Source organism: Paenibacillus violae (assembly GCF_032461945.1).
Taxonomy (GTDB): domain Bacteria; phylum Bacillota; class Bacilli; order Paenibacillales; family NBRC-103111; genus Paenibacillus_E; species Paenibacillus_E violae.
The window spans coordinates 1-15437 of record NZ_JAWCUD010000018.1; the positions used below are offsets into that span (position 1 = coordinate 1).

Consider the following 15437-nt stretch of genomic DNA (forward strand, 5'->3'; position numbering starts at 1 on the left):
ATCAAACTCTCCATAATAGAAAAGCTGAATAGCTCATTGACTTGCTAGCGAGATTATTCATCTCATTTATAGTCGATTGCTCGACTGTGCTTACTCACTCGTTGTTCAGTTTTCAAAGATCAATTTCTTTCGTTCACTGCCGCGTTGCCGAAGCAGCGAGAAGTAATATACCATGTAAGAATTTCAATTGCAAGTGTTTTTTTCGAGCCACTCTTAAAGTTTTCAACATGTTTAATTCAGCGATTTGTCTGATTATTTCAAGCTGATCTTTAAACGACGCCAAATGAGTTACTCACGTTATTCATCCGCGTTGAAAGGCGGATTTGCAATATACCATGGATTTAAAACTATTACAAGCTTTTAATCAGAAAAACATTTTTTCATAGATCGAGCCCTAGTCTCCAATCATTACACTGCATAAAGTTCCCTGGAGGATATTCAAATTCACAATCACTAGTTAATTGAAATCCAAGCTTCTGGCAAACTGCGTTCGACGCCGGGTTATGAATAGATGGGAAGGCGTGAATATATTTATGTTTCTTCTCCATATTTGCGTTAGCAATTGCTTCTAATACCGCTGCTGTCGCTATGCCTCTCCCTTGGTAGGTAGGCAGAACACTCCAACCCATTTCATAGATGCTCTCTTCTTCCCACTTGCTATCCCAGTAACCAATACTGCCGACCGTCTCATTGTCTGGCAGCAGGATAATACTATACATACGACCTGACCCCTTGCCGCCGATCTCCAGATATCTTTGGTGACGAATTAGCAACTGCGCCTCTGTTTCAGAGCCACCGAGGTGTTCCATCATCTCAGGAGCATTGATCTTACGCAGCAAATCAAGATTAGATTCCGACCAAGGTACTAGATTGACATGTGGTATTTTCATTGATTGTACGATTCCCCTCACCTCAATGATTGCCTCAACCGATATATGACTCTCCAAATATTAACAGAACGTATGTTCTATGTCAAATGAGTCTCATTCCTACGATAACCGTAGCGTCTAATTCTTCAAATCTGGACACGGTCGGAAGCAACCCGCTCCGAGCAAAAATCTCTACGGCTTGCAGCGCCTGCCGCTCGCTAACCTCAACCAACAGGTGCCCGCCAGGCGACAACCAAAGCGGAGCTTCAAGCGCGACACGGCGCAGCACATCAAGTCCGTCCTCTCCCCCGTCAAGCGCCAGGCGAGCCTCATGGATACGGGCTTCTGAGGGAAGAAGCTCGATAGCTTCTGTTGGCACGTATGGTGCGTTAGCCAGCAGGATATCGATACGGTTAAGCAATGTAACGGGCAGAGGTTCAAAAATGTCACCTTCGAATACATGGCCTCCCACGGCCGTGATGTTTCTGCGGGCGCACTGCGCCGCTCTCGGGTCAATGTCCACGGCATACAACTCAATCCCTTTCAGCTCTGCAGCCAAAACCGCACCCAATGCGCCTGTTCCACAACATAGATCAACGACGACATCCCCTGATTGAGCAATTTCAGTGGCTCGTCGAACAAGAAACTCTGTGCGGTGACGGGGAATAAAGACGCCAGGGTCCACCTCGATCCGAAGACCACAGAACTCCATCCAGCCAATGACGTGTTCTAGTGGATGGCCTAAAGCTCGTTGATCCGCCATTGCGACTAACTCAACTGGCGACTTTGCTGCCGACATGAGCATTCGAGCTTCATCTTCTGCGAAAACACAACCCGCAGCACGAAGTCCAGCGACGAGACGATCATAAGTAATAATCTCCATAAAAATTCACCACGTTTCTCATTAACGATAAGTTCATTTTATCCTTTGTGCAGTTTGCCGCACAGGTAGAAATCTCTTATAAGGAACTTTTCTTCTGTGCAATCCATTTGTTCAGGAATACTGGGCAGCAAAAAAGGCCCCGTGTTAACAGGACCTTTTCATTGTATTGACCTACAAAAGAACAAACAGCAAGGCGATCACAGCCGGCAATCCTTGCACGAGTAAAATCGACCTTTTAGCGGTTGCCCCACCGTACAAGGCAGCAACAATCACACAACAAAGGAAAAAGAGTTGAATGGAGCGCCCAATCAATGGATCTGGATGAACAAGTCCCCAAATGAGTCCTGCGGCCAAAAATCCATTGTATAACCCTTGATTGGCAGCGAGCGATTTGGTAGCCACCGCCTGCTCCTTCGTCATGCCAAAAGCCTTCATCCCGCGAGGACTAGTCCATAAAAACATTTCCAGAACAAGGATATATACATGTTCTAATGCCACTATGCCCACGAGAATTGACGCAATTATCGCAATAATAAGCTTATCCTCCTAAACCGTATTGGGTACACCCTAGTAGGTTTATTATATTTTATTAACTTAAATTTCGATAGTAAAAAGAAGCCCCCGTGAGGGAAGCTCCTTGTATCCTTAGGCATCGATTTTTGAAATCTGTTCCCGAACCCGCGGTGCGACTTCCGTTCCCAGCAGTTCAATAGCCTTCATAACTTCATGATGCGGCATTGTACCAACGGGTAATGCAAGATAAATCGCGAGAAACCTAACTGTTTGCTCATGTGAACGATTTTATTAGCCACCGTTTCGGAATCGCCTACATATAGTGCGCCTTCCAGGCTGCGAGAAGCATCGAACTGTGCACGGCTATAATGTCCCCTTCCGCGTTCTTTACCAAACATATTTATGGAAGCCTGAGTAGGTGGAAAATACCTGTCGACGGCAAGCAAGGTGGTTTCGGCAACGAAACCGAGCGAGTGCACAGCCACCGGTAATTTTGACGCATCGTGTCCTGCACGAGCAGCTGCTTCCTTATAGAGCTTCACGATGGGAGCAAATTGCACAGGGCTCCTGCCAATGATCGCCAAAACAAGCGGCAATCCTAATACGCCTGCGCATATGGCCGATTCGGGGTTCCCTCCGCTGCCAATCCACACAGGCAAAGGGGTCTGAACTGGACGCGGATAAACACCCAAATTCGTAAAGGCGGGGCGATGCCTTCCTTTCCAGGATATTTTCTCCGAATCCATTAGTTTCAATAATAGTTCCAGTTTCTGCTCGAAAAGCTCTTCGTAGTCTTTCAAATCATAACCAAACAATGGAAACGCATCGACCATAGAGCCTCGGCCCACAATAATTTCTGCACGTCCATTGGAAATGCCATCGAGCGTTGCAAACTCCGATAATTCCACTAGGCATTATCAGCCCATTTCATCGAAATTACGCCAAATTGACAGCGTTTACTTTCAGTGGTATGGTCAGAGGAATACGCAAGACATTCCACGTCTATATCGGAATGTCTTGTTGTATTTCGTCCTTTTTACATTTCATGCATTTTTTATGGAAGGAGGTTTAGAAGGTGATTCAAGTTAAAGAATTTTTGGACACGGATTCATCCTACGCAGAGTCAAGAGCTAATCAATTTCTGACTGAGCTATCGGATGATCAGGTGATTAACGTATGCTACGGCTCTATCCTGAAGACAGGGAAACATGATGCCGGACTACAACGAAGTTCCATCCTTATTGTTTATAGAACAAAAGAATAAATGCCGATTTTCCTGCGTTTTATCAACTATTAAAGAGGTACGCATATGAAATCAAGAGTTGAAACTTTCCTTAAGTTAATCTCATTGGTCTCAACACTTTTTCTCGCAGGAGTATTGGTCTATGTCATCTTACGCAATATCTGAATTCCCGGTAAAGAATGCCACGAAGAGGTTTTAAGAGCATAAGCTTTACTTTTTAAAAGCAGGGAGGTTCGCAATATGAACATGTATTGGCATTGTCGTCTGATCATTTCCGGAGGAATTTACGATGAACCATAGAGTCATGTGATGTAACGACAACATCGCAAAGAAAAAAGGGGCAATCCGTTTAGCAAATAGTTTTGCTAAATGAATTGCCCTTATTTTAATATACGGTTTACTTTCTCTGTACTCATCATCATCAAAACAATAAAAGCCAGCACAATAAAAGGGAATAAATGAATGGTCGTCTGTGTAGCGAGCAATCCAAAAAGCGGTGGTAAAAACGTGGTACCTGTATACGCAACTGCCATCTGAAATCCCATTAACTTGGGGGAATTCTCGCGACCGAAGCGTGCAGGCGTTTCATGCAGCAAGCCAGGGTAGATGGGGGCAAGCCCGATACCAATCAAAATAAGTCCAACCAAGAAAACTTGAGGCAGCGGAAGCAGCAGCATGACCCCACCCGCAATGGCAATGATCTGACCGCAGCGGATCAACACACGATTGTGGACTTTCATCGTAATGAACCCTGTAATCAGTCTTCCAACCGTTATTCCGCCATAGTATAAAGATATCCATCCGGCAGCTGTCTCGGCTGTCATATTTCTTGCGCCGACCAGATAGCTGGCTCCCCATAATCCTGCCGTAGATTCAACCCCGCAATAGAACAAAAAAGCGATAAGTGTCTGTTTAACACCTTTGATCTGAAGCACGTTAGCTTTGGAGCTAACTGCCGGTTGTATCTGCTCTCCGACCTGCTCTTGTGGAATCTCACTGTCTAGACCCTCAGCCTCCCTGCTAACCGCGACTCGTTGCCATAAAGGGAGCGTAACAAGCAATACAATTGCGAGTGTGAACTGTATCATAGATACCGTTGAATAACCATCTCTCCAGGAGTTGTGTTCAGCAATATAAAAGGACATGATAATAGGTCCGAGAGTTGCCCCTACACCCCAAAAACAGTGCAGCCAGTTCATGTGATGGGCTTTATAATTTTCAGCTACATAATGATTTAGTGCCGCGTCTATCGCACCTCCGCCCAGACCAAGAGGAATGGCCAAAAAGACAAGCCAGATCATCGAAGGTGCCATTGAGAACCCGAGCAGCGCTCCTGCAGTAAGGATGCAACTGATCAGGGTGATTTTGCCCGTCCCCGCTCGCTGAACCAAACGCCCACTTGCCAAACTGGATACGATGGTACCTCCTGCCACAATCATCGACAAGATCCCCGCGAAGCCAAATGAAGCACCGATATCGGGCTGGATCACGGGCCACGCCGATCCCAGCAATGAGTCCGGAATTCCTAGGCTAATAAATGCCAGATAGATAACAACTAAAAATAGGGTTGCCATCGTACCACCCCTTCTCCTTTGAAATCATCAACGCCTGTATAGCGGATTTCTCCGCAGCGATAATACTTATTAAATCATTTTAATAAGTCTAGATCATCTTAGCAGAAGTTGCCTGTAAGGGCAATACGAAGATTTTAGCTGTATTCGGTTGCAATGACCGTTGTCAACGCAAAAAATTGCCGCTTCTCCAGCTGTAGGGCCAGATAGCGACAATTTTATAGATAAAATATTTATTCTTTGCTCATACTTTATCGACTTTCCATAGCTGTTCGAGCAAAATCACAATCATCGTGCCTACAAGCAGTCCATTGCTGAATACATATTGCAGGATCGATGGAAGCCCCTGAAATGCTGTTGACGGCAGAAACATAAGTCCAATGCTAATCAGCAGCGTGATGCCCAGAATCGTCAGTCGGCGTTGATCCAGTGTTTCCTTTAGAATAGACTGAAAGGCGATCCCAATCATTTGAACAAAAGATGCCAGTAAGGCCGCCGTAGCGATTGGTCCTGGGAGCAGCGCCAAGAAATTAACGATAACCGGAACCAGGGAAATCCCCGACAAGGCCAGACAAGCCACAAGAAACGGGCGAACCCGCGTCTGTTCGGTTAGTCGTATAAAGCCCGCGGATACCGGTAAGGGAACGACGCCAATTGTCGAGAATACAGCACACAACAAGTGGGAAACTCCCCCGGCTATTCCGCCGCGATTCAAGGTTTCTTTTAATTTCGCCGGAGCTTCCGGGACTACTTGGCTCACAGCCGACACCGCAGCAATCGTATTGGAGACTAAAATAAATGTAAACAGAATGGCCGTGATTACGATTCCGGCATTAAAATGCGGATTTCCCCATGCGAACAAATCCGGCAGCTTAACCCAAGATTCGTTCGTATGAACGGAAGCCGAACTTTTGCCGAGCAGCGTATACAGCAGCCAGCCGGATAAGATTCCGATCAACACGGCATAGTTTTTGATCCAACCTTTTCCTTTGACAGAAAGAAGGATGACGAGAATAAAAACGCCAAACGATATTACTGCGGTTCCATAATCGGGCAAGGAGGATTCTCCTTGTAAAGCGATCATTCCTTTCATGAATACACCGCTAAGCTGGAGCGCCAAGATCAAAAGAAAAGAGCCGGTAACCAGAGGGGTGAACAGGAACAGCAAGCGGTGGAAATATCCGCTTAAGCCAAGGATAAGGAGGAGTAGACCCGCAATAAGGAATCCACCCTCCAAAATTTGCAGCGTTTCCTTCAAGCTTTGCCCCTGTCTGACTGCTACGTCTGCTAATATCACAAACACACTGACCCATGAACCTGCGGGGCCGTCGGCAATCGGATACCGATGCCCCAACCATCCTTGGATGAAAGAACTCAAGCCAACGACCAAAAATGTTCTCTGCATCAACGCCGAAACTTCCTCTATCGATAAGTGAAAAATGCCACCGATGACGATAGGCAGTGCGACAGAATTGGCCAGCAGGAAAATAAACCATTGAAATGTGCTTAAGCTGCCGTAGAACCGGCGATTTTGTGTTTCCATTGTACCTCCTTTACTTTACAGTAACATCGTTTAACATCAGATATCCGATTGGACTCAACGAGAATCCTTTGACATTTTTAGCTGTTACGGCTACGTGATCAATTGTGCGAATCGGAATTAACGGACTATCTTTCATCTCGATATCTTGCACTTTGGCGTAAATCGCTTTACGTTTCTCCACATCTTTCTCACGACGGCCGTCTTCAATTAGCTGATCCACTTCCGCGTTGGTGTAGAAAGCCAGATTGCCTTTGCTTCCATGGGAAGAGCTGTGAAACACATTGTACTGATTGTAATCCGCATCCCCGGTCGCATTGCCCCAGCCGCCGATAAACAGATTGTGTTCGCCTTTACCGGTAATATCCAGGTAAGCACCGTACTCCATCACTTTGATTTCGAGGTCGATGCCAATGCCTTTCAACTGAGATTGAACGACTTCCGCCAGGTTAATGCGCTCTTTTCTATCATCTGTCACAATCGATGTTTTAAACCCATTTGGAAAACCAGCCTCAGCAAGCAATTCTTTCGCCTTGTTGATGTTGTACGTATATTCGGCCAAATTAGCATTAAATCCTATCATCTTAGGAGAAAGAGCCGAGATCGCTTTGCTGCCCACGCCGTTATAAACGCCCTTGATAATGGAGTCCTTTTCAATGGCGTAGGAGAATGCCTGACGAACACGCGGGTCATCGAACGGTTTTTTCTTCGTATTAAAGCCGATGTATTCTACCCCAAGCCCTTCGGTGCGAGCTAGTGTCATGGAGGAAGAGTTTTTCACGCGGTCTAATTCGGTTACTGGCAGTTGATCACTAATCTGAACTTCGCCTGATTCCACCATGGCGACACGCGTAGTATCCTCAGGAACTACTTTGTAAACAACCTTATCTACTTTCGGAATCTCGCCCCAGTAGCTATCATTTTTGACAAGAACCATCTCTTGTCCTGGCGTCCAAGACTGAAATTTGAATGGACCTGTTCCAATCGGGTTCTTAGAAAGCTTGTCCGCTTGTTCTGCAATGGCTTTCGGGCTAAGAATACTGCCTTCAGTGCTAGCAAGAATGGACAGGATAGGCGCGTACGGATAAGACAAAATGAATTGAACCGTATAGTCGTCCACAACCTTCACTTCTTTGACCATGGAGAAATTGCTTGCTCTTGGCGAATTGACTTTCGGATCCAGAGCACGTTCCATCGTCTTCTTAACCGCTTCTGCCGTGAACGGCGTGCCATCGTGGAACTTCACACCCTGACGCAGCTTGAACTCCCAAGTTAAGTCATCAACTTGTTTCCATTCTGAGGCCAGAGAAGGCTTGTACTCCATATTTTTATCTGTCATGAGCAGGCCTTCGTAGACTTTACCATAAATGTAGTTCGCTGAAGGAATGTTTGTAATAAATTGCGGGTCCAGGTTGTTCGCGTCCGCTTTTCTTGCGATGGTCAGCGTACCGCCCGCTTGGGAAGCTTCCGCAGCTTTCCCATTATCTGTTGTCGAATTTGGTGAAGAGGAGCATCCGGCCAACACGGACATACCTACAAGAGATATCGCGAGAAAGCCGCCGAGAATAAGATTTCTTTTCATTGTATAAACCCTCCTATTTCTATCGTTTATCTACTACTTTAAATGGCTTATTAGCATTATAGAAAAAAATAGCTTTAGAACATTGCACATTCTTTACGTCTATTTACAATATCTTTACTATTTTCTTTATGCAAACAAGCTGCGACTAAGAAAGCGTTAACATTATATCTTTCATGCAAAATCCCCTTTACGAATGAATGGTCTTCTTATTTAGATAATAAATAATTTTCAGATTATTTAGTTTCACAATCTTTACTTGTATTTATATAATCTTTACTTCTTTTTCATTGAATAAATAATAAAACCGTCAAGTTCACCTCTCCTTGACGGTTTTATATGGGTTATGATAATAAATACCAGTGCTGATTGTGGCCGCCATTATCATACCATTGAATGGCTTGCCCTCCATCGGATGTCGTTTGTCCCGACATGTCCAATAACTTGCCACTGCCTCGGCTTCTAATTTTCACCGGATCATTTTCGCCGGTTGCGATAATTTCCCACTGTTGGTTCCACCCGTTATTATTTGGCCATTGAATAACATTGGCCCCATCAAATGAAGATACTCCGCTGACGTCCAATAAATATCCGCTGCCTACGTTTCTGATATGATAATATCCGTTTCCTAAATATTCGAGATACCATTTCTGATAATCAGCTTCTACATTCGTAAATTGTTGAATAAGCGCACCTTCCGCTTGTTTATCCCATCCACTGACTGACAGTGCCTTTAAGCTGCGTTCATTAATAAGTTTCAGAGCAACCGGTGCTCCCGATGCGTACGACGTCGAAGTTCCTGCGTATGACGAGATGGATGCAACTAACACAAGCACCAAAATCGTTATCCATCCGTACCTCATTAGAAATTGTTTCATGAAAGTGCACTCCTTTTTTATTTTATTAACTTGTGCCTGTGGTATGGGGTTTAAGAACGAGTTTATGTATTACATTTCACTCACCTCCTAAATCAGTAAACCCCTTAAACTCTCATTAAATTCTTAATTTGGGATTAATTTCAATTCCATCCTACACTAGAGAAATCACTTTTTTCATTGATATTTTCAGGGTTTTCCTGACTAGCATGACAAATATGATCATGAATTAGAGAAACCCACAAAAAAAAGACATAGCCCTCTCCCGAATGAGAGAAAACTATGCCTTTGATGATTACAACGAACCGGATACGACATTCCCACGATACAGCACCGCTTGACGCTCGGCTCTCCGCGCTACCGCTTCCGCCGAACAACTCGCGTGAACAAGCACCGCGCTTGCTTCGTCGCCAACAGCCGGCCAGACGCGTGCGCCCTCCGCAGAAAGCGGAAGCTTGCCGCCTGTAATAAAGCTGAGCGCCTGCGCTAGCGAGCGCTCATCACTCCAACGGAACCGCTCCGCCAGGCGGCCGACTCTTTCCAAACTGTCTCCTTGGCCGAATGGGGACCAATGATCCGTAATGCTATCGTCGCCTAATGAGACGGAGACGCCTTTTTGCTTGAGCAGCGGAATCGGTATCGTCGCTCGGTTAATTGGCACGGTGGAGGTGATCGCGATGTCCAGCTGAGCAAACAACTCGGCCACCTCGCTTTGCAGCTCGACCGGAACGTCAGCAAGACCTAGCGCATGGCTGACCGTTACGCGCCCCTGCCAACCCGCTTCCTCGGTTAGTGCGGCAAGCCTTTTGAAAGTGAAGATCCCTAAATGACCCGGATCATGGATGTGAACATCCACGTCAGCATCAGCCTCTACAGCCAATTCCATAATCGTATTCAACGATTTCTCAATGTTCTGATCGACCGAAGCCGGGTCTACGCCACCCATGGATGTCGCTCCCATTCGCAGTGCCTCGCGCGCCATCTCCACAACGTTGCTGCGCAGCAGTCCGTGCTGCGGGAAGGCTACGATTTCGCCAGACAGCTTGCCGGAATAAGTTTCAAAAGCTTGCAGTGTGGCTTCAAGATTTTTCAAGCCAATATAAGGATCAATATTGCAATGGCTGCGGACGTGGGTCGTGCCGTTCTTCAGCAGTAGTCCAAGCATCGCTTCCGCTCGTTCTCTGGCTGTCGGGAGCAACTCTGTAAGCAGCGTCTCTTCTTCCTTTAAACGAGTAAAAATGTTCACGGGCGGGGAGCAAGCTTTCCACGGCCCTCCGTAATACGTTTTATCGATATGAATATGCATATCGCGGAACGCTGGAAGCAGAAGCAGCTTCTTCGCGTCTTGCTTAGGCAGCTCGCTGTCTAAGGTTGTGTCAGCAGAAACGATTTGTGCAATCTTCCCATCCTCAATGAGGAGATGGCAGATCTCGGTATCCGTCCCTGCAATTCTTCCATTTTCATAGCGATAGCCGCTCTCCAAACAAACGTTAGTTAGCCAATAAGTCGATGTCATACTCATGTTGGTTACACCCTTTCTTTCTGCCAAATTTGCAATCTCTTAGAGCAACTCAGGATCAAAACGTTTCTCATCTACATAAGCTCTGGCGTGACCCCAGAAATATTTGGTCGGCTCCATATACTTCTGCAGCCCTGCACGCTCAATCGTCCGCTTCGCTTCTTCATTCGCTTCATCAAGTGCCGAGAATTCATCAACGGTCAGCACTTGGCGGTCTTCCATCACGATTTTCCCATTCACGATCACGTTGTCTACGTCGCTCGCTACGGCTTGATGGACCAAACGGTGCACATACATATACTCAGGTGTCAAATGGGGCTGGCGCATGTTGACTGTAATCAAATCCGCTTTTTTCCCAGCTTCCAAAGAGCCTAGTTCATCATCCCAGCCTACACAGCGGGCTGCATCGATTGTGACCATCTCAAGCAGCTTGCCAGCGGGCAAATAGTAGTAATCTTTGAGCGCTGCCTGATGAATCATCTGCGTCTTGCGCATCGCTTGAAACATATCAAAGCTGGCTGCCGGAGAGGTACCGTCCGTGGAAATCGCCACCGTTGCGCCCATTTCCATCAGTTCCGTAATCGGCGTTCGCGCATTCACCTGTCCGAATCCTGGCGCAGAGCTAACATTGGTGCCTGTTTCAGCCAAAATGCGCGCCTCATCAAAGGAAATGCCGCGGCAATGCTGCAGATGCACATCTGGCCCAAGCAGAGCGTTTTCTTTATCTTGAATCGCCAGATGAATCATGCCCCCAAAGGCATCCGAGTGTATCCGCGTGTTATATTTTCGAGCGATCTCACGAATCTTTTTCGCTTGATAGCGATCATGATCGGTTAAGCCATATAGCTGATCCGGCGGCGTCGGGGCTGACGGGTTAACGGAAGTAACGATCACAAATGGCGTGATGAAAGCACGAATATGATCGTCGTGTGCGTGATGCAAAGCCTCAATGACCGACTCGGCACCTTTCAACACTTCTTCGTAAGTCACTTCTCTGGTTACCCGCTTCCCATCCACCCAGCGGCTGAACGAATGCGGCCACGGCGGATTGCACGGACCCGTACAGACGATTTCCCGTATACCAACTTCGGAATAAGCTTTGGCATGATTAAGCGCAAAGATAGGATCGTCCGAACGAGGCATCGAACCAAGCACACAGGCGCCTGTCGTGATCCCTGCCTTTAAGCGTTCAAGCGCATTCAGCTTACCTTCGTAATACCAGAACTCATCCGTTACAAAGTGCTTATACGTATGCGTCATGATCGGCATCCAGAAACTGATATTGTCCATGGCGATTGTCTTGAACATGGAATGACCGCCGTGACCATGAACGTCTATCAAGCCAGGAAGGATGCAGTGGTGATTGCAATCGATCGTTTTCTTCGCCTCATACTTCGCCAGTAATTGCTCGGTGTCAGCAACTTCGAGAATTCTCCCATCGTGGATCGCCACAGCCCCATTTTCTAGAATGCGACGTTCTTGATCCATCGTGATAACGACGCCATGAACGAGTAATAAATCGATCATGACTGAAGTCCTCCTGCCACCAATGTCCCGCGGTAGAAGACGGCCTTGCGTTCAGCTCTTCTCGCGACAGCCTCCGCTGTGGAAGTAGCATCTACTAGAACCACGCTTGCCTCATCTCCGACGTTAGGCCATGCGCGTTTGCCGTCTCGATCCAGCGGTGTCTTTCCACCGGTAATGAAACCGAGCGATTGCGACAAGGACAACTCGTCAATCCAGCGGAAGCGTTCGGCTAAGCGGCCTGCTCGTTCCAAAATGTCCCCGTTCCCGAAAGGCTGCCAAGTATCAAAAATATTATCGCAGCCTGCAGCAACAGCCACCCCTTTCTCATGCAAAAGCGGAACCGGCGGCAGCGTTCTGCTATGCGGCGCGCTTGTGATGATCGTAATGCCCGCCTCGGCTAAAATAGCGGACAGTTCCGCCGCTTCACCGGCAGGCACTTCGCCAAGAGCGAACGCGTGGCTGATCGCCACTCTTCCTTGCAAACCCGCTTCCATCGTAAGCGCTGCCAACCGTCTCATGGTAAAAGTGCCCAAATAATCCGGATCGTGCAGATGTAAATCTACGCCCGCATTCGCTTCAACAGCCAGCTCCATCATCTGCTGCAAAGAAGCTTCAATGTCCCCGTCCACCATGGCGGGATCAACGCCGCCGATCAGCGTAGCTCCTTCACGAAGGGCTGCTCTAACCAGCTCTTTGGACTTGGAACGCAGCAATCCATGCTGCGGGAAAGCTACAATCTCGTAAGAGAGTTTCCCTTCATACTGCTCTAACGCCATCTGCACTTCTTCCAAGTTATGAAGTCCTGCTTCCGGATAAATATCCACATGCGTGCGCACTTCAGTCGAGCCTGCACTTAATAGCGTAGCCAGCAAGTTTTCTGCTCGCTCCTTGGTCGAAGTCGGCAGTGAAGGGAGAACCTGTTTCTCCACTTCGAAGCGTCCTGTGATATTAGCTACAGGAACGACTGCGCGCCACGTTTCCCCAATTAACGTCTTATCCAAATGAACATGTTTCTCAATAAATGATGGCAGCATAAGCAGGTTCTTTCCGTCTTGCTTCGGAAGATCTGTTTCTAGCGGTTTATTAGCTGTAACGATTTCATTGATGACACCGCCCTCTATACGTAGATGGCAGATTTCAGTTTCTGTCCCGGAGATTACGCCATTCTCATACAAATAGCCGCTCTCCAGACGAACATTGGTTAACCAATAAGATGAACTCACGAATTGCTCACCCTTCCTTCCTTTTCCCAAAATTCGGTGCGATTTACTCGTACACCCTCAATTATAAAGAATATTCTGTGTTTTATTTTCACAATCTTTACTTCTATTTAAGGTATCTTTACGAGTTGTCCAAAGCTTATTTACTTCGCCTTGTTTTCTGATAACTTTAATTAAACAAAGGAGGACTGCTAGATGAATGTTGAATATGCTGAACAAAAGCAAACGCTACCAAAACAGGCTCTCTCCGCTCGTCCTGGCAAGTGGAGAACATTTTATTTAAAGCTTCGGAAAAACAAGTTAGCGATGCTGGGTGGGTACGTGATTCTTTTTTACTTCCTTGTCGCAATCTTTGCCCCGCTTCTAGCACCATACGATCCCTATCATATTGATTTAGTGAACAAACTTAAACCTCCCTCAGTCGAACATTGGATGGGGACGGACGATAAGGGTCGCGACGTGCTTAGCCGGTTGATTGTCGGGACGCGCCTCTCACTCTCCGTAGGGTTCGTGGCCGTGTTTATCGGAGCATTCTTCGGAATTGTTCTCGGGTTATTTGCCGGCTATTACGGAAAATGGGTGGATACGATCATCATGCGTGTGATTGACGTTTTACTTGCTTTCCCGGGCATTTTGCTCGCCCTCGCTATCGTAAGCGCCTTAGGCCCTAGTTTAATCAATGTCATGATCGCCATTGGTGTATTTTCCATTCCGATGTTCGCCCGGATTGTTCGCGGTTCGACTTTATCGGTTAAAAAGTTGGAATACATCGACGCTATTCGCTCATTAGGAGCCAGCGATATGCGGATCATCTTCGTGCACATTTTCCCGAACATCCTGTCTCCGATTATCGTTCAAGCTACTCTAAGGCTCGCAACGGCTATCCTCTCTGCCGCAGGCTTGTCTTTCTTAGGACTAGGCGCTCAACCACCTTTGCCGGAGTGGGGTGCCATGCTGAGCAATGGCCGCGACTTTTTATTCACAGTCCCTTATTTGGCTCTATTCCCGGGACTTGCCATCTCTACATTAGTTATTGGATTTAACGTATTTGGAGACGGGCTCAGAGACGCTTTGGATCCAAGAATGAAACAGTAAGCTCGTTTTCCTAACAGAAAACTTAAGCGTAAGCTTTCGAAGCCAGTCTTCCTAAAGGAAGACTTTAAGGGGGATATCCATGTTCGTATACATCATTCGCCGGCTGCTCCAGATGATCCCGGTACTGCTCGGCGTTATCCTAGTCGTGTTCTTGATTATGCAGCTCGTGCCAGGCGATCCGGCCGTTCTGCTCGCAGGAGAAGGGGCTTCCGCTGAGACCGTTGAACGCATTCGGCATCAATTGGGGCTGGATCAGCCATTATTTATTCAATATGTCCAGTATGTCTTTGACGTGGTGCAAGGAGATTTCGGGACCTCACTACGTTCCAATCTGCCTGTTTTTAAAGAAATCATGATTCGTTTGCCTATCACTATTGAACTTGCTGTGGCCAGTATTTTCATCACGATTGTTTTGGGAATGCTTGCCGGTATCATATCCGCAACAAAGCAATATACGCTATCTGATATTACGATTATGATCATCGCTTTGCTCGGTGTATCTTTGCCCAGCTTCTGCCTCGGGCTCTCGCTGATTTACTTTTTCTCCGTGAAAATGCACATCTTTCCTGTCGCAGGCTGGGGAACTTGGAAACATGTTGTGCTCCCGGCCATCACGCTAGGTGCTTCAGGTGCCGCCATTGTCGCCCGGATGACGCGCTCGACCATGCTGGATGTCATTCGCCAGGATTATATTCGAACTGCCAAAGCAAAAGGTTTGAAATTACGCATTATTATCTATAAGCACGCCTTGAAGAATGCGCTAATCCCTGTCATTACCGTGGTTGGTCTACAATTCGGCGTACTGCTCGGCGGTACGGTATTAGTAGAATCTGTTTTTGCTATCAACGGACTTGGGCGTCTGATTGTAGATGCCATCCGCATGCGTGACTTGCCTGTCGTTCAAGGCGGCGTACTGGTCGCGTCCATGATTTTCGTCTTGGTTAACCTTGCAGTCGACGTACTGTATCGCAATTTCAACAAACGTATCGAGCTGGATTAAAAG

At 47.0% G+C, this 15437-nt stretch carries 13 protein-coding genes and 1 pseudogene; 3 read left to right on the forward strand and 11 right to left on the reverse strand.

What is annotated here, in order from left to right; all coding sequences use genetic code 11:
• Window positions 1-380: 380 nt before the first annotated feature.
• The 4 genes and pseudogenes from RQP52_RS33470 to RQP52_RS33485 all read right to left on the reverse strand — a co-directional run.
• Window positions 381-890: a GNAT family N-acetyltransferase gene (locus RQP52_RS33470; protein WP_315955854.1), complete on the reverse strand. Its 510-nt coding sequence runs from the start codon at window positions 888-890 to the stop codon at window positions 381-383.
• Window positions 891-972: 82 nt separating this feature from the next.
• Window positions 973-1752, reverse strand: coding sequence for a putative protein N(5)-glutamine methyltransferase (locus RQP52_RS33475; RefSeq protein ID WP_315955855.1), 780 nt, complete (start codon window positions 1750-1752; stop codon window positions 973-975).
• Window positions 1753-1923: 171 nt separating this feature from the next.
• On the reverse strand, window positions 1924-2283 hold the full coding sequence (locus RQP52_RS33480; RefSeq protein WP_315955928.1) for a DUF1304 domain-containing protein: 360 nt from the start codon (window positions 2281-2283) through the stop codon (window positions 1924-1926).
• A gap of 114 nt (window positions 2284-2397) precedes the next feature.
• Window positions 2398-3161, reverse strand: a pseudogene (locus RQP52_RS33485) (LLM class flavin-dependent oxidoreductase); the annotation flags it as partial.
• Between the two features lie 179 nt (window positions 3162-3340).
• Here RQP52_RS33485 and RQP52_RS33490 point away from each other — a divergent pair.
• Window positions 3341-3529, forward strand: coding sequence for a sporulation protein Cse60 (locus tag RQP52_RS33490; RefSeq protein ID WP_315955856.1), 189 nt, complete (start codon window positions 3341-3343; stop codon window positions 3527-3529).
• Between the two features lie 359 nt (window positions 3530-3888).
• Here RQP52_RS33490 and RQP52_RS33495 read toward each other — a convergent pair whose 3' ends face one another.
• The 7 genes from RQP52_RS33495 to RQP52_RS33525 form a co-directional block, all read right to left on the reverse strand.
• Window positions 3889-5082 carry an MFS transporter gene (locus RQP52_RS33495; RefSeq protein ID WP_315955857.1) on the reverse strand — a complete coding sequence of 398 codons (1194 nt, stop codon included), beginning with the start codon at window positions 5080-5082 and terminating at the stop codon, window positions 3889-3891.
• Between the two features lie 241 nt (window positions 5083-5323).
• Window positions 5324-6622, reverse strand: a complete 1299-nt coding sequence (locus tag RQP52_RS33500; RefSeq protein ID WP_315955858.1) for a purine/pyrimidine permease — start codon at window positions 6620-6622, stop codon at window positions 5324-5326.
• 10 nt (window positions 6623-6632) lie between these two features.
• The gene (locus tag RQP52_RS33505; protein ID WP_315955859.1) at window positions 6633-8201 is read right to left on the reverse strand and encodes a glutathione ABC transporter substrate-binding protein; all 1569 of its coding nucleotides are present in this window, start codon (window positions 8199-8201) and stop codon (window positions 6633-6635) included.
• A gap of 341 nt (window positions 8202-8542) precedes the next feature.
• Window positions 8543-9076, reverse strand: coding sequence for an RICIN domain-containing protein (locus RQP52_RS33510; RefSeq protein WP_315955860.1), 534 nt, complete (start codon window positions 9074-9076; stop codon window positions 8543-8545).
• Between the two features lie 292 nt (window positions 9077-9368).
• A complete protein-coding gene (locus RQP52_RS33515; RefSeq protein ID WP_315955861.1) occupies window positions 9369-10595 on the reverse strand; it encodes an amidohydrolase family protein in 1227 nt (408 codons plus the stop codon).
• Between the two features lie 39 nt (window positions 10596-10634).
• Window positions 10635-12119, reverse strand: coding sequence for an amidohydrolase family protein (locus RQP52_RS33520; RefSeq protein WP_315955862.1), 1485 nt, complete (start codon window positions 12117-12119; stop codon window positions 10635-10637).
• Window positions 12116-13342 carry an amidohydrolase gene (locus tag RQP52_RS33525; RefSeq protein WP_315955863.1) on the reverse strand — a complete coding sequence of 409 codons (1227 nt, stop codon included), beginning with the start codon at window positions 13340-13342 and terminating at the stop codon, window positions 12116-12118. The genes RQP52_RS33520 and RQP52_RS33525 overlap by 4 nt, the downstream gene beginning before the upstream one ends.
• A gap of 192 nt (window positions 13343-13534) precedes the next feature.
• On the opposite strand from RQP52_RS33525, the gene nikC reads away from it, so the two are divergent.
• Both nikC and RQP52_RS33535 read left to right on the forward strand, forming a co-directional pair.
• Window positions 13535-14434, forward strand: coding sequence for a nickel transporter permease (nikC, locus tag RQP52_RS33530; protein ID WP_315955864.1), 900 nt, complete (start codon window positions 13535-13537; stop codon window positions 14432-14434).
• A 79-nt stretch (window positions 14435-14513) separates the two neighbouring features.
• The gene (locus RQP52_RS33535; protein ID WP_315955865.1) at window positions 14514-15434 is read left to right on the forward strand and encodes an ABC transporter permease; all 921 of its coding nucleotides are present in this window, start codon (window positions 14514-14516) and stop codon (window positions 15432-15434) included.
• Window positions 15435-15437 lie beyond the last annotated feature (3 nt).